Here is a 26,248-nt window from a genome sequence, read left to right on the forward strand (position 1 = left end):
ACGCCGCCAGCGTTCGTCCTGAGCCAGGATCAAACTCTCCATGAAAATGGTAAGCTGATTAGCTCAATTTGCATCACGCTAGCAATGCAATAATAATTACGTTAGGATTTTCTTGAAAACCCCTGAGATATCGTGTATCTCTATTTCGCTTGGCTTTTGTTCAGTTTTCAAAGAACTCATTTGCTATCGCTTGTTTCAGCGACATTGATTATCTTAACACATTCTAAAGTTCCGTGCAACATCTTTCCCGAAAAAGTTTTTAATAAGTTGCTAAGAACGTTGTGTCGTTATCAGCGACAAGGAATAATATATCACATTAAATTATTCTGCGCAAGAACTTTTTTGTTCTTTTTTGCTGCGTTTTTAAATTTACCATATCATCCTTTAGATTGCAACTTCCTCAAAAAGATATCTATAGAAGAAAAACGACTTAAGTAAAAGAGCGCTCCTCAACAAAGTCAATTATACACTACCCTATCACATCAATACATTTGATTTAGAAGAGTGGGTTTCTGTGTTAATACGAATCCACCTCTTATCATCAATAACACTCCAAAAAATCCAAAACCTACGGAAATACTAACAAATGATATTGCCCCACCGAACAAGAGTGGGTTTATTAATTGAACAACCCTGTTTGCCATCGTCCGTAAACTCATACCCATTCCCTGATAGATTTGAAAAAAAGTCATTCTTAGATCTACAAGTACAAAGATAGCGGCATTCAATAAAACGGCCATTGTAAATACTCGATTTTCTTTAGTAAACCATACCCACTTTTATACGTCCGGATAAAACGTTCATGCAAGATAGAGTATCAATATAAGTGATGCTTTTTAATTCTCAATCTCCAAACCATTGTCTATGTGTCATTAACTTCTCCATTTCTATGGTAATACTATAATGATAATAGAACCTAACAACATAACGAGTGCAGCCATGATGATTCTTATTGAAATACTCTCGTTTGTCTTTAAAATTATTGCTGACATTAATATAGTTATTATTGTTTCTGACGCCATAATTAATGAAACACGTGAGACATCAGTAAAGTTAATTGCAACAAAGAATAAGATTTGCCCCAATGACATTGCAGTGCCTGCAAAAATCAACCATATATTCGTATCAGTAAATGACTTCAAAATAGCTCTTCTATACTCTCTTTTAAAAGTTGCCAGTATTAAGTAAATGAGGATTCCAACAAATGCCCCTAGCATCGCCCCTAATAAAGGATCTGGCAACAATAATAAACCCTGCTTCCTAAAGGTATTTCCAGTTGCATAAGCAACGACAGAAATAGCAGCAAACAGATAGCCTAGGCCAACAAACGACTTCACATGAAAAAATCTCAATCTTTTGTCGCTCTTTTGATTAGGTTCGCTCTCTTCAATCGACAGTCCATTACCCTCGTTTGACGAACGGGAATTCAAAAGATTATTACGGATCAATAAGTATAGACCTACTAACATTAACACTCCACCTATTAAAATCCCCCTGCCTAGTTGTTCACCTAAAAAGATAACGGCAATGACAACCGTTAAAAAAGGAATCATACTTTTCATAACTGAGGCCCGTACAGAGCCTAAACGCTCAATTGCAGAATATAAGAAAGTTCTTCCGATAAAAACACTCAGCACCCCACTCAATGCAAACCAAAATAACCCTTCATTATTAACAGACGGTTTCTCATAAATTAGTATTATCCCTAGCCAAGCACCCCCAGCGATTAAGAACGTAAGCAGCATTGATATAAATGCTCCCCTTAACGCTTCTGTCTGATCGGATCGCATTGTGCCAATCTTCGCGAGGACACTGGATATTGCAAATGTAAGCGTAGATAGCACAGCAATTATTTCCCCCATAAAAGCTCCTTTTCTTCAGATCTCATACATAATGAAACAGCTTCATTTATTTAGTATTAGTATTAAAAAGTATATGTAGCACCGTGTCAACGCGCATGTTCCATATGACGCAACAGGCTAAAATAACGGGTGTTATAGAGCAAGAATTAACATGGAGGAATTATTTAAAACATCAGAACAGAACAATCATATTTATTAAATATATTATAAAACTCTTAATAGTGTTGCTCTATACGAGTCAATACTATTTTAAATTGTTATATGATTAACTATAATACCAACAAAGAGGTTGTTGGCCACAACCGAAAACCATGAAAGCGCTTTTATGAATCATGAAATTGGAGGATCAATATGAACAAACTCAAACTTAGCTTATCCTGCTGGGATTTTGATCGAACAAAGGCTCTATTAACTGGAGAGGTGCAACCTGAAGGGATTGACCTATACTATTTACGAAACCATGCAGAAGAAACATTTTGGAGAATGATTCGTCATCAAGAGTTTGATGTATCGGAAATGTCAATGTCTTCTTACCTTATCAACAAAAGCAGAGGTGGAAGTGACTACAAAGCTATTCCGGTCTTCCCATCAAGAGTGTTCCGTCATTCTTCTATCTATGTTAACGCCGATTCAGGAATTGTAACGCCTGAACAATTGAAGGGAAAAAGAGTTGGTGTACCTGAATATCAAATCACAGCAGCATTGTGGATTCGAGGGATTTTAAAAGATGAATATGGGGTTTTACCAGAGGACTTGCATTGGTTCCAAGGAGGAGAAGAAACTCCAGGAAGAATTGAAAAGCTATCAATCGACTTACCTACTAATGTCAGAATAGAGAATATCGGTCCAACGCAAACATTGAATTCGATGTTAGAGAACGGCGAAATTGATGCAATAATTTCTGCAAGAGCTCCTTCTAGCTTTGCAAATGGGTCACCAAAAGTAAAACGATTATTCTCTAACTATAAAGAAGTAGAAGAAAACTACTTCAAAAAGACGGGAATCTTTCCTATTATGCATACAATTGTCATTAAAGAATCCATTCTTCAAGAGCATCCGTGGGTTGCCCAAAACCTTTACCAAGCGTTTGTTAAAGCAAAAGACTTAGCATATGAAGACCTCCAACAAACAGTCGCTTTAAAGACTATGCTTCCATGGCTAAAAAATCATGTCGAAGAGACTCAAGAGATTATGGGGCAAGACATCTGGCCATATGGAATCGGGAATAACCAAAAAACACTCGAAAAACTGCTTGAATATTCATATGATCAAGGATTAATAAAATCTCGTCTATCTCTAGAAGACTTGTTTGTGAGCTCGACGTTAGATAGCTTTGTAATATAGCGCCTACAAAATTCTGAATATATTAAATTATCATACTAGGGGGATTCAAGAATGAAAAATTCATTTAAAAGCCATACTCTTGCATTACTAGTATTATTATCAATCTTCTTATTAAGCGCATGTGGTTCTAGCGACACGAGCAGCTCTAGTGACGCAGACAATTCCAGTGGCAATGAAGCAACGGATACTGAAGTTGATTTTCCATCAAAAGAAATTACTTTTGTTGTTCCTTATAGCCCAGGTGGTGGGTTTGATACATCTGTCAGATTGCTTGCTCCATATATGGAAGAGCACTTACCTGAAGGAGCAACAATTATCGTTGACAACATGAGTGGTGGCGAAGGGAACATTGGGATCTCTCACATTGAACGCTCCGACGCTGATGGCCATAGATGGCCATACAGTCGGACTCGTTAACTTACCTGGACATTTCGCAAATCAAATTAGTGGGGCTGCAAGCTATGACCTTTTAAATATGGAATATATCGGTAACATCACGACAATGGATTATATGACAGCTATTTCTCCTCGCTCTGATTATCAGACGCTAGAAGAACTTCAAGCTGCTGACGTTGTGTATGGAGCAGTAGTAAGTGTTTCTTCTACCGACGGACTTGGCCTACTGGCAGTTGCAGAGGCATTAGATATTAACTTAGAAATTATCAATCACCAAGGATCAAGTGAAGCAATTTTAGCAGCTGTAAGAGGCGATGTTGATATTTTGCAATTCCCTGTTACATCAATGAGCGATTATTTAGAAGAAGGTGACCTGCTGCCACTAATTGTTCAAGCTGAAGAAAGACATGAAGATTTTCCTGATGTACCGACAATCGGAGAGTTAGGTCATGAAGAATTAATAAGCGTTGCTGCAGGAAACCGAAGTGTAATTGCAACACCAGGAACTCCTGAAGAGATTCTAACCATTATTCGTGACGCTTTTGATGCAGCCGTTAATGACCCGGATTATATTGAACAAGCGAAAGAATCTGGTCTAGAGCATAATTCTGCTAACTATGAAGATACACAAACGATCGCCGAAGACTCTTTTGAAGCGATGATGAAATATGAAGAACTACTGAAATCTGAACGAAACTAGTAGATCAAATAGCAACCATTTATAGGAGGAGGACTTCGAATGTTTGAACATGTTATACCAGCTTTACTCGAAATATTTACTGGTCCTTCTTTATTATTTTTATTCCTTGGTTCCATCATCGGGTTAACATTTGGGATTTTACCAGGCTTAGCAGGGCCACAAGTTTTGGCCCTGCTATTGCCTCTAACCTTTACCATGGATCCAGCACATGCAATAATTTTACTGATCGGGGCTGCTGCGCCGACGGCTTTCGGAGGATCACTTACAGCTATTTTAATCAATGCACCTGGAACGGCGACAAGTGCCGCTACCACCTTTGACGGGTATCAACTAACCAAGCAAGGAAAAGCAGGATACGCAATTGGTGCTGCTGCCACAGCTTCAGTGCTTGGAGGCATTTTCGGTGCAATTATCTTAACACTCCTTTTACCAATCGGGAAAAATATTATACTATTATTTTCATACCCAGAGTACTTTATGATGTCGATAATGGGCCTTGCAATGATTGCCGTTGTATCAAAAGATGGCTTATGGAAAGCGATCATCGCTGGCGGCTTCGGGTTAATGCTATCCTTTATCGGAGTTGATCCCGTTACAGGAGCAGAACGATTCACATTTGGCTCATTCTACTTATGGGACGGAATTAAGTTAGTACCTGTCATTATCGGCCTATTTGCAATTTCGGAAGCCATTTCATTGTTCATGCAAAAAGGATCAATCACAAACACAAATGTCACGAACTCGATTGATGGCATTTTTGACGGAGTGAAATCTGTTTTTCGTCACTTTAAACTATTTTTACGAAGCTCCTTTATTGGAACAATTATTGGCATGATCCCTGGCGTAGGTGGGTCGGTCGCTAACTTTGTGGCATACGGGCAAGCTGTGAGCACTGAAAAAAATCCAGAAAACTTTGGAAAGGGAGACATACGAGGAGTTATTGCTCCAGAGTCTGCCAATAACGCAAAAGACGGTGGTGCTTTAATCCCAACCTTAACATTCGGGATACCCGGAAGTTTAGAAATGGCGGTATTACTCGGCGCCCTAACGTTACATGGAATTCAACCAGGACCACGTTTATTATTAGAAAATGGCAACATTGCTTTGCTACTTATTTATGCATTGGTTTTCTCAACTATTATTTCAGGTATCATCGGCGTCCTTATAGCCGGCCCTTTAACGAAAATTACATTAATCAAAACGACCTATATTGCACCGATTATCATGTCCATTGCCATGATTGGGGCACTTGCAACCGATCGAATGATTCAGGATGTGACTGTCGCTTTAATTTTCGGTATAATCGGCTACTTTATGGTTCGCCATGGATACTCAAGAATAGCGCTAGTCATTGCATTGGTGTTAGGTGGTTTGATGCAGCAAAGTTTCCATCAAACCAATGATTTATTAGGTATTGCAGGCTTCTTTACAAGGCCGATCTCCTTAACTCTGTTTCTCATAACAGTCTTTGTACTATTTTTTCCAATTCTTAAAAACCTATGGCGGAAAAGGAGAATGTAAATGAAAATAACAGAGAAAGGAATCATTAGTTTACTTATCGCAATTTGTATGCTAGTTTTTGTGATTATGGCTCAAGACTATAATGACAAAGCGAAATTGTTACCAACGATTGTTGGAAGTGCTATTTTTATTATGGCGTTCGTACAATTCATCCTAGATACATTTCCGAATATTCGCAAGCTCTTCGAGAAATCAGATACCGATACAGATACCGACAACCAACAATCTCAAAAGCTATCGAAAGTATTGATCGTCATACTATTTTTATCCGGGTTTATAGCCCTTCTATATTTCTTGCCTTATTATCTTGTTGTTTTTCTATTCTTACTACTTTTTATTTGGCTGTTTGGAAAAGAAAAACTAGTAAAAAGTTTAACAATAGCAACTATTGTAAGCGTAATCATGTTTGTGTTTTTTGATTTCATTCTGAAAATAGGTATCTAACTCTAACAAAAGGGATTGTCTCAGAGCCAGTTACTGCCCCAGCCGTACACATTATTATACGAGGGCAGCAATTTGTGAGACACTCCCTTTCTCCATATTTTTAATAAACATTACGAGGTGTTAAAAATTGACTATAGAAAAAACGAAACCCACTAAACAAACGTTAGATTCCGTTCATAACGCATTACGTATATTAAAGAGTTTTACAAAAGACAACCCTATCCATAGTGTTAGTGAACTGTCTCGCTCTCTTGATATTCACAAAAGCACAGTCAGCCGAATTATCTCAACATTAGCCAATGAAGGTTTTATCGTTAAAGACCCCCATTCAAGAGCATACAGACTTGGTCCTACTTTATTTTCGTTAGGCAATGCATTCCAATTCTCTCAAGACATCTATAATGAAGCACGTCCAACCTTAAAAAAACTAGTAGAGCAGACAGGCGAAACATCCCAGTTGGCCATTATCGACAAAATGGAAGTACTCTTTATCGATAGCATTGAATCAAAGCACCCTCTTCGATTTATGACGCCTATCGGGTCAAGAAGTCCTATATATTGTTCTTCTGTTGGAAGAGTACTGCTTGCGTTTCGAGAGGATAATCTTATTGAAGAAGTCATCAAAGAAGGACTTACTCCTTTGACAAGTAAAACCACTACGAATTTAAAAGTATTTATGCAGGAAATGGATCGAATCAAGAGAGAGGGATTTGCGGTTAGCTTTGAAGAAAAATATGAAGGGGTGATTGCGATTGCAGCTCCGATTCTTGACAATAAAAGTAATGCAATTGCAGCAATCAACGTTGTCGGACCAAGCTACCGGTTAAAGCCTCAAAATATCACACAATGTGTACGTCATTTACAAAGTGCAGCTAATGAGATTTCAAGGAATGTCAACTATCACCTTTTTTAATTAACTAGTTTTTACAATCGTAAAAAAGCTAGAGACAACAAGCCGTTGCCTCTAGCTTTTTTATAGCTATTAAAGCTTATAATTTGACTCAATCTTCGAACACCAAAAGTTCCAAGCTCTTTCCTGTGAAATCTGCATATTCCATGTTTTTTTGTCACAAGTTCTAGCCTCTTCATAGCTCAAATATTTCGGCTTCCCTAGCCCTAGCTGCAAGGCATTGTATTGATTTTGTCCATCAATCACCATAAAAATGGAGTTCATAACACATTTTCGTAAAGACTCACCAGCGACGATCACTCCATGACCTCTTAGAAACAACGCATTCTTATCTCCTAAACTTCTTGCCACCCTTTCGCCTTCTTCCTTATTTCTGATCAACATTCCGTCTGATACATCGTAATCATCATATACAGGCACTCCATCATAAAACATGGCGCCATAGTGAGATAAAGGTTTGTATTCAATATCCAGTACAGTGAATGGCATCAAAGCTTGTGCGTGATTATGACAAACCGAGTTCACTTCTGGGTATCTCTTATAAATCTCTGAATGAATTACTCGCTCCGCATAGGAACTTTTATCTGTTTCTGTAAGGCAGTTACCTTCTAAGTCATAGGTAAAGACATCTTCATACTCTACTGACATGGGTGCTAAAGATCTTGAGAGAAAGAATTCCTCTGGATTTTCAGGGTTTCTTACGCTAATATGTCCAAATGCTTCAAACAAAACTTTTTCATTATATAAGATCTTATTCGCTTTCACTAGGTCTTGAATCGCGCTTTCTTTCGTTGCAGTCATTTCAATTCCCCCAATTCTTTTTTTATAAATACCTACTCTAATAAGCCAATTTCTTTATAAAATCTTTCTGCACCTGGATGTAAAGGAATACCAACATCTAATATATTTTCATCCGTTACATCACTAAACACCGTATTAAGTTCATATAAAAACTCTAAGTTGTTATAAAAAGCTTTTGTTATTTTATAGACTTCCTCTTCTGATACATCTTCTCGCGTAAATAAAACCGTGTTCATCCCTACCGTTTGAACATCATCTTCTAAAAATGAATAATCACTTTGTGGAATCGTATAAGGTGTAACTCCTAATTCCTCTCCGGCACGGTTAATTGTTTCTTCATTTAATGAAAGGAGATTGATGTCTTTTGACATAGATAACTCCGTGTAGATTGAAGCTGGTGATGGCATTGGTGCTGCTTGAGCTTCCATTCTGCCATCACGAACCATATCTACAGCCTGGCTTGATGGCAAGTAAACAATCTCTCCCCCGTTTGCCTCAATATCTTCGTAACTAAAACCATATGATTCAAATACAACACGATTTAAAATTTCTAAAGGAGAATCGGCTGTATGAACTGTCATTGTCGCTCCAATATTGTTTTCTTTAATATCACCAATATCTGTAATACCAGAGTCCTGTGTCACCATAAATTGATAAGGTGAAACAAACAAAACAGAAATCGCACGTAAATTATCAATTTCTTCTGGGTAAGGCTCTGCTCCTCTTTCCGCTAATACTAATGAAGGAAGTGCTTCCATTCCATAATCCGTACTGCCTGTTGAGACGGTAATAACATTTGGACCTAATTGACCAGGTTGATACGTAAAGTTCGTTCCTGGATTATCACGGTTAATTGCTTGGCCAACCCCTTCACCAACTGCACTCCATAACCCTCCGGCTGAAGCACCTGCAACAGTTATTTGCATAGAACTAGCTTCTTCATTTGACGCGTCTTCGTTTGGAACTTCTTCATCCACCTCACCCGCTGTTGTGTCATCGGAACTAGAACACCCTACAAAAACTAGTAGTAAGAACATGACAAACGCGGCAATAAAAGATAACTTTAAATTTTTCATGATAAATGAATAGCCTCCTCATTGTTAATTTTTTTATTTTTTAATTGCTTGAAAACAGCTATAAGAAATACGATGAGCCCTATTACCTTAAACCACTCTGGTAGTAAGAAGAATGCCCCCGCGCATAAAAATAGCATACGGTCCACAATCGTTAGCTTACTCGTGAACCAGCCTTCAGTCGCTACAGACAGAGCGTAGATACCTACTAGTGTGGTCGCTACAACAACGATAATTGTTAGTAAATTGCCTTGTAACATCAATGCTGGTTGATATATAAACAAATACGGAATGATAAATCCTACAATTCCAATCCGACAAGCTCTAACAGCAATTTTCATTGGGTGAGCATCTGCAATCGTCGCCGCCGCAAATGCTGCAACCGCAACAGGTGGCGTGATAGCTGAAAATACTGAAAAATAAACAATAAACAAATGAGCTTGCAAAAGTGGAACCCCTAGTTCAATTAATATAGGTGAAGATAACATAGCCGTTAGTACATAGGCTGCAGGTACAGGCATTCCCATACCAAAAATGATACAAACGATCATCGTTAAAATAAGGCTAATCAGTAAAATCCCTGAAGAGGCTGTGCCGATGATTCCTGAAAATTTCCCACCTAATCCTGTTAACATGATAATGCCTACAATTAACCCTGCCGCTGAAATAACGGCTACTAGAGGTACGATTCTCACAACCGTTTCGGTAATAACTTGAACGAGCCTCTTAGGTGTCATTCGGTACTCTTTTTTCAAATAGCTTACAAGAATCGAAGTCACGGTCGCATAAATCGCAGCCATTATCGGAGTGTATCCTAACCCAAGCACCACTAGTAATACAATGATTGGCACCAAGTATTGTCCTTGCGTTTTTAAAACAGTCCAAACCGACTGAATATGATCTCTTGAAAAACCTTGAATACCCATCTTCTTTGCATGTAAATCTACTTGTATATAGACTGAAATATAGTAGAGTAACGCTGGTATTAAAGCAGCTATAAGGATATCCATATACGCAATTCCTGTAATTTCTGCCATTAGAAAGACAGCTGATCCCATTACAGGTGGTAAAATACTGCCTCCTGATGATGCTACTGATTCGACTGCTCCTGCATACGTCTTACTAAAACCAGACTTTTTCATAGCGGGAATTGTAAGTGAACCGGTAGTGACGACATCCGATACCGGACTTCCTGAAATAGATCCATAAAATGCACTAGATACAACAGATACCTTAGCAGGCCCCCCTGCACTTTTCCCTGCTATTGCTCTAGCTAATTCAAAAAAGAAATCGCCTCCTCCTGATTTATTAAAGATGCTTCCGAATAGTACAAAGAAAAACACATACGTTGCAGCAACGGAGGCAATACTTCCATAAATCCCTTCAAACGTGTAAATCATATTATCGATAAAATATAAATGATCATACTGCGGGTGATAGAAGGCTCCTGTTAAATGATGCCCAAAGAAGAAGTATAAAAGCAAAACCCCAATTACTGATGTAAGCCCCATCCCTAGTGTTCGCCTTGTCCCTTCTAAAACAACAATACTAATAACGATCCCAACTAGTATTTCCCATATAGACAATGGGTCTACTAGTGGCCAGCGTGTTAAGTAACGTTCCACGTTACTTAACAGGAATGCGCCACACCCCATCACAATTCCAAATAATAAATAATCAACTATATGAACTTTTCCTCTTGGCTGCTTTTGGTTCGGGGTAAACACCAAGAACATAACAGCCAATAATGTTGTAATAAATATCAAGTTACGAGTGTATGGGTTCATCGTTCCAAACAGAGCAACCCACAATTGAAAAACTGTAATAAAAATTGATATAAAAATAACAACGATACTTGTTTTACCTGTCGGTTGGCTTAGTCTACCTGGACTTAAGTAGGCTGAAATTTTAGATAAATTCAATTAAGCTCCCCCTTTTCTGTTTACTTAAATAAATGAAGTGAAATTACACGCAATCCCTCCTACCAATTGATAGCGCTTTCAACCTATGCGAGTGTCTACCTCTAACTACTCATGCCTCGATAACATTAACTGCCAATACTGTCTTTCATATTTCCTACCTAACTTTAATTTCCAATAATACTTTCCTCAAGAAACCTTTTTCTATCAAATTTTATAAAGCTCTTTCGTAAATTCGACTGTGGCCAACAATCTCTTAGGTTCAGATTATAAGTAAATTTAAATCACTTTAAAACCCCATCGACTCGCATAGAGCAACAAAAAGATTTTTTTGTTAATAGGGGTCAGACACCCCACTACTACTTTAACGTAATAACGTAAAAAACAAGCGCCTGATTGCGCTTGTTTTTGCATTATTACGTATTTCCGATCGGCCAAGCAAATGGTGGCGAGCCTGGCGGGGAGTGTTGAATGATATCAAGAAACGGGATCGTATATGCAAACAAGATCAGGGCTATCGTAATGATAATCCACCATTTCCAATTTTCCATCCACTTTGGTGTAGGATGTGTATCATCCTCCTCTTCGGCAATCGGATACTCTTCTACCCCTTTTGGAGCGAAAAATGCTAGTTTTATAAAGATGTAGACCATCAAGATGATTGCAATAAATAGAATCGATCCACCGATTGCTTGGGCCATTTGGTAAGCGCCCCATTCTACTGCTTGTTCTGTCCCACCATACGCCGAGTAAGCAGAACGTCTCGGGCCTCCTAACAATCCTTGAATGTGCATCGCTCCAGACATAATCAGCATCCCAACTGCCCAAGTGATCGACTGAATAATCCCTAATCTATTAATAGAAGGTGTCAGTTCTCGTCCCGTAAGATGAGGAATGAGCCAATACGAGATCCCGAAAAATGTTAAGATAACCGATGTTCCAACAGTTAAATGAAAATGCCCCGTGACCCAAATTGTGTTATGAACGACGGTATTAAGCTGGTGGGAAGCATTTATGATTCCACCTGCTCCACCTGGAATGAATGCAAGCATCCCAATAAAAGGAGCTAAGAAACGAACATCTTTCCATGGTAAATATTTAAACCAACCAAATAAACCACCGTTCCCTTTCTTTCTGCCCGTAAGTTCAAACGTTGCAAATAGAGCAAAGGCGGTCATAATACTCGGAATTACAACGACAAACGTTAAGACGACTTGAATGAATTTCCATGTTGGATCAATTCCCGGTTCAGTCAGCTGATGGTGAAAACCAACAGGGATTGAGAAAAACAAAAACAGGATAAACGACATACGAGCCAGCGCATCGTTAAAAATTTTTCCACCAATAATTTTTGGAATGATCGCATACCAAGCCATATAAGCAGGCAATAGCCAGAAATAGACGAGTGGATGCCCGAAATACCAGAATAACGTACGGCTTACTAATACATTGATTGTTTCCGCATAACCTAGTGACCATGGGATGAACTGAATCAACATCGCTGCAGCTAGACCTAGTGTAGCTATAAACCACATAATCATGTTAATTGTAACCATGAAAGCAAGGAGTGGTGATTTTTCTCCAGGGTTTCTTTGTTTCCATAAATATAATTGTCTCCAATTAATAAAAACAGCAATCCAACTTCCCAGAACTACCAGTGTTAAGCCGATATAAAAAGCTGGATGTGCTTGAAGCGGCGCATAAAACGTATACAAAACACTCGCTCTTCCCATTAATATCGTCACAGCTGTTACAATCGTCCCACTCACCATCAGCCAGAAGCCCAGCCATGCACCTCTACGCTGCGTTTCTGAGATTCCAACCGTTTTCCCCATTAATGTATATTGAAAACCGATTATAAAAAACGTTGTCAAAACAAGAGCAAGTATCACACCATGTACAGTTAAAACTTGATAATAGCCAATACCAAATGGAAGTGTAAAATGACCTGAACGTTCCAATACTTGCAAAAGCCCCATTAACCCTCCGGTTAATAAAGAAATAAAGGCAACATAAAAGAATGCCATATACAGTTGTGCTTCATTTTTTTTGATAGGAAGATAACTAGGTGACTCTTCTGTCATATCTATTACTCTGGCCAAGCTCATTCTTCATACACCTCCACAGTTAAATACATCATATGGTGTCCAATTCCACAGTACTCATTGCACACAAGTGTATACTCTCCTGCTTTATTCATAACTGTTTCCATTCTGCTTATGTAACCCGGTTCAACCATCATGTTCACATTCGTTCCTGCAATATTGAACCCATGAATCACATCAATGGTCGTAACTTGATAAAGAACGCTCGCCCCTTTTGGAATGAGAATATGTCTGACTGGTTTGCCTTCCTCATCCTCTCCAAGGTCATAATTAAATGACGATGCCACAACATTTACAATGTAACGATCATCATCAACTTTTGTTAATCCGAGATTTTCTTTCTTGAATGCATCCACTTCTTCTATATTTTGTGGGTCAATCGTTTGGGCATGGCTTTGTGGATGTGTACCCTTGTAAAAGGCACCATACCCTAGCACAGATAGAAAAACGACAAATGTACCAATCCCTAACGCAATACAAATCTTTTCAAACATGTGTATATGCATACACCTTCACCCCTCCCTTAACGACTTCATACTCCTCTTGAAAGAAATAACCAAAAGACTCCAACCCAACTGACAATAATGATCAATAAAAGAATTAATACGGAAACAAAAGTGCCTTTTAAATTCGAATTGTCTAGTTGCTCCTTTTTCTTCATTTCTTCTCCCCCTTTTTTCAAGAGTAGCAATCGTCTCAAAAAAAGCGTGTGATTCAAATCACGTATAAATTGACAAATTTTTGAATTCGGGGTCAGTCCCCTCTTTAACACAGCGTAGTGTTAACGCGGGGTCTGACCCTCCTTTCTCACTTCACAGCACTAGCGTGGGGTCTGACCCCTCACCTTCAAACCTTACGAATTGTTTGACAACTAGCATTGTTTAAATTATAGTAACCCCATAGGAATTATTTTTTTTGGACTTTTATTGACTGACTTGTCAATCAATAGTCAGGCGCTTTACTGACTGACTTGTCAATCAAGAGCAAGGAGGCGAACTTTATCTCAAATAAACAAAAAGATTCAAGCGAGCGACGTGATCAATTGCTTGAAGTAGCGCTAGAACTATTTGCGACAAAAGGCTATCACGCAACGAAGGTTTCCGACATTGTCAAACAAGCCGGTGTCGCTCAAGGAACGTTTTATTGGTACTTCGAAAGCAAAGAAGAGATATCTTTACAGATTATTGCCTACGGCAAAAAGCACCTTCTAAATGTAATTCAACAAGGATATAGGAAAGAAGCCGGTACCATTGATGACATGATCTCCTCGTCTAAAAATCTAATACAAGCATTTTTACAGTTTGCTAGTGAGAATCGTAACCTGATGATTTTCCTATTAGTAAAAGGACATGGCGCCGATGTACCCATTAGGAATGCAATCTCCGATATTTTTATTTCGATCGAAGAAGCCTTTGCAAAAAACATTCAACGAGCGATCGAATTAAACATGCTTCCAAATCGAAATTGCGTTGACCTGCAAGCTCAAATGCTGACAAGCCTTGTTACTGGCACAGCATCGAAATGGTTGTTCGGCCCGATGCAATCCCTAGATTACAAACCGGATCAGCCTCTTGAAGTAGTGGCACAAGAACTTGTCCAATTTGAATTTTTTGGACTTTTAAATCACGGGGGAAAACAATGAAAACAACGATTCAGTGGGAAAATGAAAACATGATCATCAAGAACGATCAAGGTGTTAGCCTCAATGGAACGACAAGTAATTCTAGTGATTTAGGTTATACACCAGTAGATTTATTAACAAGCTCATTAGGGTTGTGTGTGTTTATTTCCTTAGCAAAGATGCTTGTACGTGATGGGATCAAAGCTGATACAACGAAGATAAACGTTTCTGTCACTGCTGAGAAAGCTAACGATCTTCCTTCACGAATTGACAGGCTGCACGTGGACATAGCTTTACCTCAAGATTTCGATGAAGCGTATCGTTCGAAATTAACTCGCTCAGCAAAGAAAGCTTGTACAATTGGAAATACTCTTTCACAAGGTGTTTCCATCCATGTCAATGAACAGTGCTAAAAAACTAGTACATAAGTAAATTAGCTCTAAAAAAATAGTTTTCTATTAAAAACAAAAGAAAAAGGGGACATTTCAAATGAAATGGAATTACGTAAAGGTATTTGCAGTTGTGTCATTGCTGACAGTATTTTTAATTGCCTGCAACAATGATACAGAAACACAAGAAGAAGAAACAACAGATTCTGCTGAGGTTACGGGAGGGGAATTGACTGTTGCTGTCCCTGCTCAACCACCAACACTCGATGCCCAAATAACAGTTTCAACGGCAGCGTTAAATATTTCTCGCCATATTTTTGAAACACTAGTTACGTTAAATGAAGACTATGAACCAGTACCAATGCTAGCAGATTCTATTACAATGAACGATGATGGTCTTACTTACACATTTGAATTACGTGATAACTTACTTTTCCATAATGGTGAAGAAGTAACAACAGAAGATGTTGAAGCTTCAATGAATCGTTGGCTCGAAACTTCATCTAGAGCAAAACTATTATTAGAAGGTGCTTCATTTGAAGCCGTTGATGAAAGCTCAGTTGTCCTCCATTTAGAAGAACGTGCAGCTGATGTATTAGATATTATGGCAGGACAAAGTGAATTTCCAGCGATTATGCCAAAAGACATAATCGAATCAGCAGATGCTGCTGGAGTGACAGACTATATCGGGACTGGTCCATTCAAGTTTGAAGATTGGGTGCAAGATCAATATATTCAACTTACAAAATTTGATGACTATGCTTCAAGAGACGAAGAACGCAGTGGTTTATCAGGAAAAAAGGAAGCACTTGTCGATACGATCAACTTTGAAATCGTTACGGATCCATCAACTCGTGTTGCAGGATTACAAACAGGTAGTTACGATATTGCCGATGAAATTCCTTTCGAAAATTATGAACAAGTGAGCAATACACAAGGAATTGACACACATTTATACTTTAACCGTACTTTAACTTGGTTCTATAACATCAATGAAGGCCCAATGGCTGATGTTGAAATGCGTGAAGCGATTAACACTGCTATCAATCTTGATGAAGTATTGCTTTCTAGTTATGCAAATGAGGATTTATATGAACTGCATCCAGGATACATGAATTTGAATCAAGTGAACTGGTCAAGTACTGCAGGCGAAGATGCATATAACGTTCAAGATCCTGAAAAGGCAAAAGAGTTACTTGAAGAAGCTGGTTATGACGGCGAAGAAATCACGATTATTACGACACGTGACTATGGCTACATGTACAATGCTGCGATAGTTGTACAAGAGCAATTGAACCAAATTGGAATGAATGTAACGGTTGAAAATTATGATCTAGCTACATTCCTTGAACTGAAAAATGACCCAAGTGCTTGGGATATGCTTGCAGCAGGTACTGGTTATGTAACGATTCCAGCTCAATTACTTGCCCTTAATCCAGGATTTGCCGGAGCCGATGATCCAGTTGCTCAAGAAATGCTTCAAGATGTCCGTTCAGCCGAAACACCAGAAGATGCTTACGAACGTTGGGATGAATTACAAGCTTATTTATACGAATTCCTTTCTTCGACCGTAATGGGCCACCAACAAGATATTATCGCTACATCTGAAAACGTCGAAGGATTCCAACCATTCCAAGCTCCAATTCTTTGGGATACTAGAGTAGTAGAATAAAAATTGCATGACAGGGTGTGGGCAAACGCCCACACCTTTTTTGTTCATCTTCCAATTCAAGCCTCTTTTCAATGGCGTGATGTTGTCTATTTACTTTTAGGAAAGGAGGGCTCTAATTGATTGCATATATCGTCAAACGATTGTTATCGTTAATTCCTGTTTTATTCATAGTCTCAATTGTACTTTTTTCCATTATCCATTTAACACCCGGGAATCCAGCTGCGATGATTTTAGGCCAAGAAGCAACCCAGGATCAAGTTGAGGCCCTTAGCGAACAAATGGGATTACACCTTCCATTATATCAACAGTACTTTACTTGGATTAGTGGTGTGTTGCAAGGAGATTTAGGTTCCTCCTATTTTATGAGAGAACCTGTATCCGAAGCAATAGTTAGTCATTTAAAACCAACGTTATCACTGGCCATTATGGCACAAGTGATTGCGCTAGTGGTTGCGATTCCCGTTGGGATTCTTGCTGCCGTACACAGAGGATCCCTCATTGATCAGTCACTTATGATCGTGACATTATTAGGGATGGCCATCCCTAGTTTTCTACTTGGACTTTTACTTATGTTGGTTTTTGGCGTCCAGCTACAGTGGCTCCCAATTGGAGGGTACCGGCCACTAGATGCCGGCTTATGGCAACATATTGAATTTCTTATCATGCCTGCCCTCTCACTTGCAGCAATACAAGCAGCTCTTGTAGCTCGAATGACAAGATCGTCGATGCTCGAGGTGTTAAACCGAAATTTCATTAAAACAGCGCGTGCAAAAGGAACAAAGGAACGTCAAGTAATTTATCGACATGCACTTCGCAATGCGTTCTTACCGGTGTTGACCGTAATTGGGCAGTCATTCGGTACGCTTGTAGCCGGAGCTGTTGTCGTTGAAATTATTTTTAATATACCGGGGATCGGCCAACTGATTATTAATTCTGTTCAACGCCGAGACTACCCCGTTATTCAAGGTGTTGTACTATTTGTAACGGTTTCGTATGTGTTAATTAATTTAATTGTTGATCTATTGTATGGCGTCATTGATCCACGTGTTAGACTTGGCCAAAATCGAAAGGGGGCATAATCATGGCGCAAAAAGAAGCTTCCATTACTGATGCAAAATCTGATTTAAAACGGCAGCAGCGCCACCTACTTATTCAACGTTTTTGGTCAAATCGTCTCATGGTTATCGGTTCCATTCTTATGTTCTTTTTAGCCATCGTTGCGATTTTTGGCCCGTGGCTCGTTTCCCATTCACCATCAGATATGCAAGTGTCCAATCGCTTTCAACCACCCGGTGCTGGCCACTGGCTTGGAACAGATGACTTTGGGCGTGATGTACTTTCCCGTATTGTTTACGGTGCTCAAGTATCCTTAAGCGTTGGATTAGCTGTCACTGTTATTTCATCAGCCATTGGCATGATTATCGGATTATATGCTAGCTATTACGCAACACTCGATCATATATTAATGCGAATTTGTGATGGGCTCATGGCAATACCAGGTGTGTTACTTGCGATCGCTCTTATGGCTGCACTTGGACCTTCCACAACGAATGTCATCATTGCGTTAAGTGTAGTGTTCACACCAAATATCGCAAGAATTGTTCGCTCAGAAGCTCTTGTCATTAAAGAACAAACCTATATTGAGGCAATGCGTGCTCAAGGGGCGAGTGCCTCCCGAATCATTTGGTTACACATTGCTCCAAATACGATTTCTCCTTTGATTGTTCAATCAACCTTCATCTTTGCCGAAACAATCATTACTGAAGCAGCACTCAGCTTTCTTGGCGTCGGAATTCCAGCACCAGATCCAAGTTGGGGAAACATATTGTATGACGGTAAGCTCGTTATTTTTCAAGCATGGTGGATGGTTGTCTTTCCAGGCATAATGATCATTATTTCCGTACTCGGATTAAATTTACTAGGAGATGGATTGCGCGACCTAATTGATCCACATTCATCAAAGAAAAAAAAGAGCTAACTAAATTGATACTCTTTTAGTTAGCTCAGTAAGGGAGGGAATTCTAATGGAAACAGAGACTCTTTTAGAAGTAAAAAGACTGAAGACACATTTTCAAACTGAACGTGGGCGTGTTACGGCTGTCGATGATGTTAGTTTTCATATTGAACGTGGTGAAATTCTTGGTATTGTTGGCGAGTCTGGTTGTGGGAAAAGTGTCACCTCTCAATCAATCATGAGATTGTTGGATGAAAAGCAGACAACAACGTATGAAGGAAGCATCTACTTTCAAGGGCGAGACCTCCTACAATTGCCGATCTCAAAAATGCAAAGCATTCGAGGTAACGACATCTCAATGATTTTTCAAGATCCACTCAGTTCACTAAATCCAGTACACACGATCGGCCGGCAAATTAGTGAAGCGATTTTACTTCATCAAGATGTTTCGAAAAAAGAAGCACGTAATCAAGCAATACAATTATTACGAAAGACAGGGATTCCAGCTCCCGAGCAGCGTGTAAAAGAATACCCTCATCAATTATCTGGTGGGATGCAACAACGTGTTGTCATTGCAATGGCACTTGCTTGCAAACCACAACTTTTGATCGCAGACGAGCCGACAACAGCACTTGATGTCACCATTCAAGCGCAGATATTACAATTAATAAAACAGTTAAATGAAGATAGTGGCATGGGGGTTATGTTTATCACACACGACCTCGGTGTCGTCGCCCAGTTGTGCACTCGAGTAATCGTTATGTACCTTGGCCAAGTGGTCGAGGTAACTGACACAGAAAATTTGTTTGAAAACCCGCTTCACCCATATACAAAAGGCCTTATCAAGTCCGTGCCAAAACTAGACGGAGATCGCACGAAGAAGCTGCCAGTCATTGAAGGTGTTGTTCCATCTTTAGATAATGTCCCTTCCGGCTGTCGCTTTGCAGAGCGTTGCCCATATGCAGATTCGTTATGCGAAACAGAGCCTCCTGCACTCAAAGAGCATGAAGGAATAAGGCAAGTACGCTGTTGGCACTATGACAAACTAACAGCGAAAGAGGAGGAACAATGAAGATGAAACAGACAACAAGTAAAGGTGACATCCTCTTAGATACGAAAAACTTGAAAAAGCATTATGAAGTTACGGGGCCTCTTGGGCGTTTAGGGGGCATTAAAGGCCACGTGAAAGCTGTTAACAATGTATCATTTCAGCTTCGTTCCGGAGAAACATATGGTCTAGTTGGTGAATCAGGATGTGGGAAATCCACTACTGGTAGGACTCTATTGCGTCTTGTTGAACCGACTGCAGGGAAAATACTCTATGAAGGTAAAGACATTTTACAACTTTCTCAGAAAGAGCTTCGCTCCATTCGTAAGCATATGCAAATGGTCTTTCAAGATCCGTTTTCGTCCCTTAACCCACGAAAACGAATCGGAAAGACACTTGAAGAACCATTGAAAATACACGGAATCGGTACGCCAAAAGAGCGTCAAGAACTTGTAATCGAAATGCTGGAAAAGGTCGGAATGAAGCTTGAGCATTATTACCGTTTCCCTCATGAATTCTCAGGTGGACAGCGGCAACGTCTCGGGCTAGCACGGGCTCTTATATTGCGACCGAAGCTTATCATTCTCGACGAGCCCGTCTCCGCACTCGATGTCTCCATTCAATCGCAAATCTTGAATTTGCTTCAAGACTTGCAGGATGAGTTTCAATTAACCTATTTATTTATTTCTCATGATATTAGTGTCGTACGTCATATATCAGATCGAATCGGTGTCATGTATTTAGGAAACATGATGGAAGAAGCACCAACTGACAGCCTTTTTAAAACACCACTGCACCCATATACAAAAGCACTATTATCTGCTGTACCAATTCCTAGTACGAAAGAAAAACGAGAACAAATCATCCTGAAAGGAGAACTCCCATCCCCCTTAAATCCACCAAGCGGTTGTGTATTCCACACAAGATGCCCAGATGCAACTGTACTATGCGAACGGAAAGTACCAAAAAAACAAGAAGTCTCACCAAACCACTACGTTTCCTGCCATTTGTATGCTGAGTAAACAGAGCCAACCTTTTTCCCGGGTCAGTCCCCTCTTTAACACAGCATAGTGTTGATGTGGGGTCTGACCCCTCTTTCTCACTTCACAGCACTAGCGTGGGGTCTGACCCCCCACACAGTTCTTACCAGGTTTTAAATGGTGGGGATCCTGGTGGTGCATTTCCGATGATCTCCCAAAGTGGGATAACGTAGCCAATCGCAATAACGATAAGCATAATGATAATTACCCTTCCCCAACGCTCTGTCCAATACGGTGTTTTCGCTGAATTGTCTTCCACATCAGCGATCGGAAACTCCTCTACTCCTTTTGGTGCAAAGAACATCAGATGAAAAACTGCATACACTTGAAGAATGACCCCGATCATTAACAATGTTCCACCGACTGCTAAGAACATCAAATACGGATCCCAGCTTAACGCCGTCGCATTATCAAAATACGTTGTGTATGACGTACGGCGTGGAGAACCGAGCAGGCCGACCCAGTGCATCGCAATCGACATAAAGGCCATTCCAACTGTCCAAAGAAGCGTCGTGATCACTCCCAATTTATTAATCGCAGGCGTTAACACCCTCTTTGACAAATAAGGGACTAACCAATAACTAATCCCAAAAAACGTGAGAACAACCGATGTCCCTAGTGTTAAATGAAAGTGTCCAACAACCCACATGGTATTGTGAACAACTTGATTTAACTGGTTCGTACTCTGAACAATTCCACCTGCGCCTCCAGGAATAAACGCAATCATCGCAATCATCGGTGCTAAAAATCGTACATCGCCCCATGGCAATTTCCTAAACCAACTGACGACGCCTCTTCCACCTTTTTTCTTTGCCGTTTTCTCAAACACCGAAAACATTGCATATGCCGTCATTAAAGAAGGAAACCCAATTGCAAGACTCATAAAGACATGTAAAAACTTGACGTGCTCTGTGATTCCAGGATCAATAATTTGGTGGTGGAACCCTCCTGGAATATTCATAATGACTAATAAAATAATGACCACACGCGTTAACGTATCACTAAATCTTCTTCCTCCTATTACTTTCGGTACAACAACATACCACGCCGATACTGCTGTTAAATACCAAATATTAACGAGGGTATGGCCAAATGCCCAAAAGAGCGTACGCGCAAGCATGACATTAATCGTTTCCGTCCACCCTATTGCCCAAGGAATAATCAAAAGAACTTCAATCGTGACCGGGATGCTTCCGAAAAACAATAATACGAATACACCCGTTGCAAAATAAGCGAGAATTGGAACGTGCTCCCCTTTATTTTGCTTTCGCCAGTTTGCCACTTGAATAAAACAACCGAATGCACACATCCATACACCCAACACAATAAAAACTAAACCGATATAGAAAGCAGGATGTGCTGCCATCGGTGGATAAAATGTATATAATACCGATGCTTCATTCATTAAAACCGGAATTACGGCAAGCACAAATCCAATTATTTTTAAGACAAATCCAAACCAAGCCATCTTCCTCACTTTCGGGAGAAGTCCCCCGAGCGTGTGCGAGAGTGCTGCATAGAAATACCCGATTGCAAAAAATGCTGTTAACACCAAGACCAAGAGCAATCCGTGTGCTGTTAACACTTGATAATAGTTAAACCATGATGGCAATACCAAAAGCCCGGCGCGGTTTAGCCCTTGCAACAACCCTAATGCCCCACCAATCAGCAATGCTAAAAAGGCTACAAACAAATACGTTTTTGACAAAAGTGCATCTTCGGTACTAACTCCGAGCACCTGATCCATTTTTTCTTGTATTGATTTTTTTCTAGCTGTCGACACTTTCTAGTCCCCCTTATTTCACCGTGATTGTCGTCGCCATATGCTGATGGCCAATGCCACAGTACTCATTACAAACGACTAAATACTCACCCGGCTCATCAAACGTTTGTGAGATTTTCTGTATATGCCCTGGTGTCACCATCGCATTAAGATTCGTTCCAGCAACTTGGAATCCGTGAACTACATCCTTGGACGTCATCGTAAAATGAACCGTCGATCCGGCAGGAACTTCAATGTTATTCGGGGTAAAAGCGAAAATCTCCAAAATCATCACCACTTCATATTCATTTTCCCCAATTTCGTACACACCCGGTTGATCAAAAGGAGCCGTTTCCTCAACCTTTTGAGGATCAATAGTTTCCATATGACTTGGTGGCCCCATACCTAGAACGAACGTTTGATACCCTGTAAAAAACATAAAACCGATGATCATACCAAAACTAACTATCAACCAAATTTTTTCATCAAGATGAAACTTCATCACAAATCCCCCTATACTCTATCTAAATAGATCCAAAACATTAAAATATACGTCAAAAGAATAGAAACACCCACCACACCTAAGGAAAACCAAGTACCAATGCGTGCTCCTGACTCTTCTTTTACTTCCTCATTTTGCTGAAGCTTTTTATCTTCCATCTAACATCAACCTCCTTAGTTAGAATGCTAGTGGAAATTGAAGCTCCAGATGGTGAGTTGAATCACTTATAATTCGTCAATAATTTGAACAAAGCACCAAATTCACTATTAATAAAGAGGAAATAGGGATTTCTCAAAACAGAAAAAAGCCTCAAAGGTTCAACCCAAACCTTTGAAGCTACTTATTATTCATCCATTCAACATAGGCAATGTCACAACAACCATCAGTACAAATAGCAACAGTAAATACGAAACGGAGAAAAGAAACATCGCCCAAGTCCATTCCAAAACATCTTTCGTAAAAAACCCATACACACTTAAAACAAACCACACAACAGATAACAGAGTAGCAACTACAACAAAAAATAGGCCAAGCTCTGTTAACAATAGTGGCAGTGGTACTAAACACGCAACATACACAGCCATTTGCCGCTTCGTCACGCCAAACCCAGCAACAACAGGAAGCATCGCCACCCCAGCTGCCCGGTATTCCTCACATTTTCTCATCGCAATCGCAAATGTATGTGGCACCTGCCAAATAAACAACAAAAGAAATAAGGCTATCGGAATAATGTGAATAACAGACTCTACAGCTGCCCATCCCATTAATGGCGTGACAGCTCCCGAGACACTTCCAATTACTGTATTTAATGTATACCTGCGCTTTGACCACATCGTATACAGCACAACATACGTAAACCAACCAATAAAAGCATAAAAGACCACTATGATATTTATAAAAAATAACATGATAAAGCCAACTATCGTAAAGGAAAGACCTATCATTAACACAGCAGGCAAAGGAATTGTCCCCGTAACGGTTGGACGGAGTTTTGTTCTAGTCATTAACCGGTCGATATCAACTTCATACCAATTGTTCAAAATGAGTGCCCCCGCAATGACAAGTGCACTGCCGATCATCATCAGGAAAAACACACCCAAATAATCAAGAATCGAACCACCCGTTACATGAAGTGCTAACCAAAACCCTATAAAGACAGGAAACACATTTGAAACCAAAACCCCTCGTTTCACAAGTAATTTCATCTCCGCTATGAAGCGAGTCAACTCTAGAGAAGGCTGCTTTATGTTATTCATCTAAATCCCCTCCCCCTTGATAAAAATAGAAAACTCTACTTGTTAACGTACCAATTTTTTCGGGAGGGTAAAGTGATTTTCATCACGTGGTTTGTCGAAATAAGTGCTTTCATACATCTCACAATCTAAAAAAACATGCAATACGGCATTGTCGTCGTATTGCATGCTCTACAAAATTATTTTCTTACAATGTCTATCTCTATTTCTTCCGTATCGACCTTGCTCTTACCTTTGCGCCAACAACAGAGTCTACGATCCGGTTTAAGATTTCTTGTTTCGTCTGTCTTGGAGAGATATAGACATCTAATACCTTTGCTAACTTGAGCAAGTCACGCTTTGTTTTGAGCCTTTTGTCTTTTTGTAAAAGCTCGCGCGCCTGATGCACACTATCAGCTTGTTGGAGTTCTATTCCGATATCTTCCATATTATCTTCCTTGACCGTTTCTGCTTTTATTTGAAAAAAACTAGCTATTTTTTTACACATTACGGACTTCGTATCTCTCGCCAAAACATCTATATTAAAATAATCACAAAATAGCGTAATTTCTTTCTTCGTTTTTGATTTAAATAGTTTCTCTACATTTTTTTCCTCTAGGATCCTTTTTTTAAGCTGTTGATATTCCAGGTAGTTCCAACTTTCTTCTTGGTATCGAATCGTAGCCCTTCCAGCTAACAGCTTTTCATATTGGTCATCTGTCAAATTTTCAATAAACCTCACTGCTATAGTCAATAGTTGTTTGGTCTCTCTTTTTGACATAATTCCTCCTGTTTACTGTAAATTTACTAGTTTTGAGATTTCGCTTACCAACTCAACTAGTTCTGTACGGATGTTTTGCTGGCTCGCCCCTTGCTTTAACACAACAGGAATCCCGTATTCAGGAGCACTAGCAAATAGCGTTTGACCCTCACGTAAAAAATGCTGGAGACAATGATAATCACGGCTCACTTGAGTAATATACTCTTGCTGAGCTGCGATCGGCTTCTGTCCATAATAGGAAACCATTGTGAAAATAATCCCGAGCATCTTGGGGGAAATGCTTTGCCATTCAGTCCGATCCATCTCATCACGATACAAATTGTACTTTGATGTTAACTCGGTGATATGACGAGAGAGCGTGTTAATTCCAAGAGTCGATAAATAATCAGCCTTAGCCGGGACGATGTAATAATCACTTGCAACAATTGCATTTTGCGTAACAAGGTTAAAATTAGGTGGGCAATCGATAATAATAGCATCGTATTCTGCTTTTATTTCATTTAACTTCGTACGTAAACGCGAGAGCACTCGTAAGTAATTGCTTCTGATTGTGCGCTCCGTATTCCCACCAAGCCGGCTCGAAAGTTCCATATCAACATTGATTAATTCCAAATGAGAACATATCAAATCGATCCTTCCTTTCGATTCATACGCCTTCAACTGAAAATTCACCCGGCTAGGCGTCACGATAAGTCCACTAAGTGATGCGTCGATGTCCTGATCTAGAAATTCATCATACCAATGCTTAATCGTCCGTTCTTTTCGGTCATAATTTCTCCATTCTTCAAAACTGACAAAAGACAAGGTCAAATTCGTCTGTGGATCCAAATCAAGCAATAACACTTTCTTCCCTCGATGTGCCAACTCCGCAGCCAAATTGGCCGATAGCGTCGTTTTGCCAACACCACCTTTATAATTCATTACAGAAATAACCGTCACGAGATCCCCTCCATTCATTCTCATAATGTATATGCAAAAAATGGATGTGATTTCCCACTTATCAAAATGAATTTGCTGGAATGGAGGTGACAAAGGTAGGGCTTAGTCTGTATTAAAGGTTCTAAGTCAAATGTTGGGGTTGGCCGACGATGAGTCTGCCGACCTCACCCAATTCCTTTTCCGATATTCTTGAATTGATGATGAAGGAGAATTCGACTTCTAAAACGGTCGTA

The 26,248-nt window shown here is 39.7% G+C and carries 27 protein-coding genes; 13 read left to right on the top strand and 14 right to left on the bottom strand.

Annotated features, from left to right (window positions below):
* Window positions 1-482: 482 nt before the first annotated feature.
* Complete coding sequence (locus AC1FXZ_RS20970; protein WP_480057306.1) at window positions 483-740, bottom strand: hypothetical protein; 258 nt, start codon at window positions 738-740, stop codon at window positions 483-485.
* 147 nt (window positions 741-887) lie between these two features.
* Complete coding sequence (locus AC1FXZ_RS20975) at window positions 888-1,862, bottom strand: DMT family transporter (protein ID WP_480057308.1); 975 nt, start codon at window positions 1,860-1,862, stop codon at window positions 888-890.
* Between the two features lie 351 nt (window positions 1,863-2,213).
* On the opposite strand from AC1FXZ_RS20975, the gene AC1FXZ_RS20980 reads away from it, so the two are divergent.
* The 6 genes from AC1FXZ_RS20980 to AC1FXZ_RS21005 all read left to right on the top strand — a co-directional run bounded on the left by AC1FXZ_RS20980 (window position 2,214) and on the right by AC1FXZ_RS21005 (window position 7,180).
* Window positions 2,214-3,206: an ABC transporter substrate-binding protein gene (locus AC1FXZ_RS20980; RefSeq protein WP_480057310.1), complete on the top strand. Its 993-nt coding sequence runs from the start codon at window positions 2,214-2,216 to the stop codon at window positions 3,204-3,206.
* Between the two features lie 51 nt (window positions 3,207-3,257).
* Entirely contained in the window at window positions 3,258-3,623 is a 366-nt protein-coding gene (locus AC1FXZ_RS20985) for a hypothetical protein (protein WP_480057312.1), read from the top strand.
* Window positions 3,571-4,302: a tripartite tricarboxylate transporter substrate-binding protein gene (locus tag AC1FXZ_RS20990; RefSeq protein WP_480057314.1), complete on the top strand. Its 732-nt coding sequence runs from the start codon at window positions 3,571-3,573 to the stop codon at window positions 4,300-4,302. The genes AC1FXZ_RS20985 and AC1FXZ_RS20990 overlap by 53 nt, the downstream gene beginning before the upstream one ends.
* A 39-nt stretch (window positions 4,303-4,341) precedes the next feature.
* Window positions 4,342-5,823 carry a tripartite tricarboxylate transporter permease gene (locus AC1FXZ_RS20995; RefSeq protein WP_480057316.1) on the top strand — a complete coding sequence of 494 codons (1,482 nt, stop codon included), beginning with the start codon at window positions 4,342-4,344 and terminating at the stop codon, window positions 5,821-5,823.
* A complete protein-coding gene (locus AC1FXZ_RS21000) occupies window positions 5,824-6,267 on the top strand; it encodes a tripartite tricarboxylate transporter TctB family protein (RefSeq protein WP_480057318.1) in 444 nt (147 codons plus the stop codon).
* 127 nt (window positions 6,268-6,394) lie between these two features.
* Complete coding sequence (locus AC1FXZ_RS21005) at window positions 6,395-7,180, top strand: IclR family transcriptional regulator (RefSeq protein WP_480057320.1); 786 nt, start codon at window positions 6,395-6,397, stop codon at window positions 7,178-7,180.
* Between the two features lie 69 nt (window positions 7,181-7,249).
* Here AC1FXZ_RS21005 and AC1FXZ_RS21010 read toward each other — a convergent pair whose 3' ends face one another.
* The 6 genes from AC1FXZ_RS21010 to AC1FXZ_RS21035 all read right to left on the bottom strand — a co-directional run bounded on the left by AC1FXZ_RS21010 (window position 7,250) and on the right by AC1FXZ_RS21035 (window position 13,736).
* Window positions 7,250-7,978, bottom strand: a complete 729-nt coding sequence (locus AC1FXZ_RS21010) for a class II aldolase/adducin family protein (RefSeq protein WP_480057322.1) — start codon at window positions 7,976-7,978, stop codon at window positions 7,250-7,252.
* 32 nt (window positions 7,979-8,010) lie between these two features.
* Window positions 8,011-9,054 (bottom strand): TAXI family TRAP transporter solute-binding subunit, encoded by a 1,044-nt coding sequence (locus AC1FXZ_RS21015; protein ID WP_480057324.1) that lies wholly within the window; start codon window positions 9,052-9,054, stop codon window positions 8,011-8,013.
* Window positions 9,051-10,973, bottom strand: a complete 1,923-nt coding sequence (locus tag AC1FXZ_RS21020; RefSeq protein ID WP_480057326.1) for a TRAP transporter permease — start codon at window positions 10,971-10,973, stop codon at window positions 9,051-9,053. Before AC1FXZ_RS21020 ends, AC1FXZ_RS21015 begins: the two co-directional genes overlap by 4 nt.
* Window positions 10,974-11,386: 413 nt before the next feature.
* Window positions 11,387-13,054 (bottom strand): b(o/a)3-type cytochrome-c oxidase subunit 1, encoded by a 1,668-nt coding sequence (locus AC1FXZ_RS21025; RefSeq protein WP_480057352.1) that lies wholly within the window; start codon window positions 13,052-13,054, stop codon window positions 11,387-11,389.
* 20 nt (window positions 13,055-13,074) lie between these two features.
* Complete coding sequence (locus tag AC1FXZ_RS21030) at window positions 13,075-13,581, bottom strand: cupredoxin domain-containing protein (protein ID WP_480057328.1); 507 nt, start codon at window positions 13,579-13,581, stop codon at window positions 13,075-13,077.
* Window positions 13,582-13,607: 26 nt separating this feature from the next.
* The gene (locus AC1FXZ_RS21035) at window positions 13,608-13,736 is read right to left on the bottom strand and encodes a cytochrome c oxidase subunit 2A (RefSeq protein WP_480057330.1); all 129 of its coding nucleotides are present in this window, start codon (window positions 13,734-13,736) and stop codon (window positions 13,608-13,610) included.
* Between the two features lie 309 nt (window positions 13,737-14,045).
* Between AC1FXZ_RS21035 and AC1FXZ_RS21040 the strand changes: the two genes are divergently transcribed.
* From AC1FXZ_RS21040 to AC1FXZ_RS21070, 7 genes are all read left to right on the top strand, one after another.
* Window positions 14,046-14,717: a TetR/AcrR family transcriptional regulator gene (locus tag AC1FXZ_RS21040; protein WP_480057332.1), complete on the top strand. Its 672-nt coding sequence runs from the start codon at window positions 14,046-14,048 to the stop codon at window positions 14,715-14,717.
* Window positions 14,714-15,109 (top strand): OsmC family protein, encoded by a 396-nt coding sequence (locus AC1FXZ_RS21045; protein WP_480057333.1) that lies wholly within the window; start codon window positions 14,714-14,716, stop codon window positions 15,107-15,109. The genes AC1FXZ_RS21040 and AC1FXZ_RS21045 overlap by 4 nt, the downstream gene beginning before the upstream one ends.
* Window positions 15,110-15,185: 76 nt before the next feature.
* A complete protein-coding gene (locus tag AC1FXZ_RS21050; RefSeq protein ID WP_480057335.1) occupies window positions 15,186-16,757 on the top strand; it encodes an ABC transporter substrate-binding protein in 1,572 nt (523 codons plus the stop codon).
* Window positions 16,758-16,873: 116 nt separating this feature from the next.
* A complete protein-coding gene (locus AC1FXZ_RS21055) occupies window positions 16,874-17,836 on the top strand; it encodes an ABC transporter permease (protein WP_480057337.1) in 963 nt (320 codons plus the stop codon).
* Window positions 17,837-17,838: 2 nt separating this feature from the next.
* On the top strand, window positions 17,839-18,735 hold the full coding sequence (locus AC1FXZ_RS21060; RefSeq protein WP_480057339.1) for an ABC transporter permease: 897 nt from the start codon (window positions 17,839-17,841) through the stop codon (window positions 18,733-18,735).
* Between the two features lie 46 nt (window positions 18,736-18,781).
* Window positions 18,782-19,783: an ABC transporter ATP-binding protein gene (locus AC1FXZ_RS21065; RefSeq protein ID WP_480057341.1), complete on the top strand. Its 1,002-nt coding sequence runs from the start codon at window positions 18,782-18,784 to the stop codon at window positions 19,781-19,783.
* 2 nt (window positions 19,784-19,785) lie between these two features.
* Entirely contained in the window at window positions 19,786-20,781 is a 996-nt protein-coding gene (locus tag AC1FXZ_RS21070) for an ABC transporter ATP-binding protein (protein ID WP_480057343.1), read from the top strand.
* 121 nt (window positions 20,782-20,902) lie between these two features.
* Here AC1FXZ_RS21070 and AC1FXZ_RS21075 read toward each other — a convergent pair whose 3' ends face one another.
* From AC1FXZ_RS21075 to AC1FXZ_RS21100, 6 genes are all read right to left on the bottom strand, one after another.
* Window positions 20,903-22,546 carry a cbb3-type cytochrome c oxidase subunit I gene (locus AC1FXZ_RS21075; protein ID WP_480057354.1) on the bottom strand — a complete coding sequence of 548 codons (1,644 nt, stop codon included), beginning with the start codon at window positions 22,544-22,546 and terminating at the stop codon, window positions 20,903-20,905.
* Window positions 22,547-22,595: 49 nt separating this feature from the next.
* Window positions 22,596-23,063, bottom strand: coding sequence for a cytochrome c oxidase subunit II (locus tag AC1FXZ_RS21080; protein ID WP_480057345.1), 468 nt, complete (start codon window positions 23,061-23,063; stop codon window positions 22,596-22,598).
* 11 nt (window positions 23,064-23,074) lie between these two features.
* A complete protein-coding gene (locus AC1FXZ_RS21085) occupies window positions 23,075-23,221 on the bottom strand; it encodes a hypothetical protein (protein ID WP_480057346.1) in 147 nt (48 codons plus the stop codon).
* Window positions 23,222-23,410: 189 nt separating this feature from the next.
* On the bottom strand, window positions 23,411-24,319 hold the full coding sequence (gene cyoE / locus AC1FXZ_RS21090) for a heme o synthase (RefSeq protein WP_480057348.1): 909 nt from the start codon (window positions 24,317-24,319) through the stop codon (window positions 23,411-23,413).
* A 199-nt stretch (window positions 24,320-24,518) separates the two neighbouring features.
* On the bottom strand, window positions 24,519-25,076 hold the full coding sequence (locus tag AC1FXZ_RS21095) for a hypothetical protein (RefSeq protein ID WP_480057350.1): 558 nt from the start codon (window positions 25,074-25,076) through the stop codon (window positions 24,519-24,521).
* Window positions 25,077-25,088: 12 nt separating this feature from the next.
* Window positions 25,089-26,015, bottom strand: a complete 927-nt coding sequence (locus AC1FXZ_RS21100) for a ParA family protein (RefSeq protein ID WP_480057351.1) — start codon at window positions 26,013-26,015, stop codon at window positions 25,089-25,091.
* Window positions 26,016-26,248: the final 233 nt, after the last annotated feature.

Source organism: Halalkalibacter sp. HAAS-P014 (genome assembly GCF_056619965.1).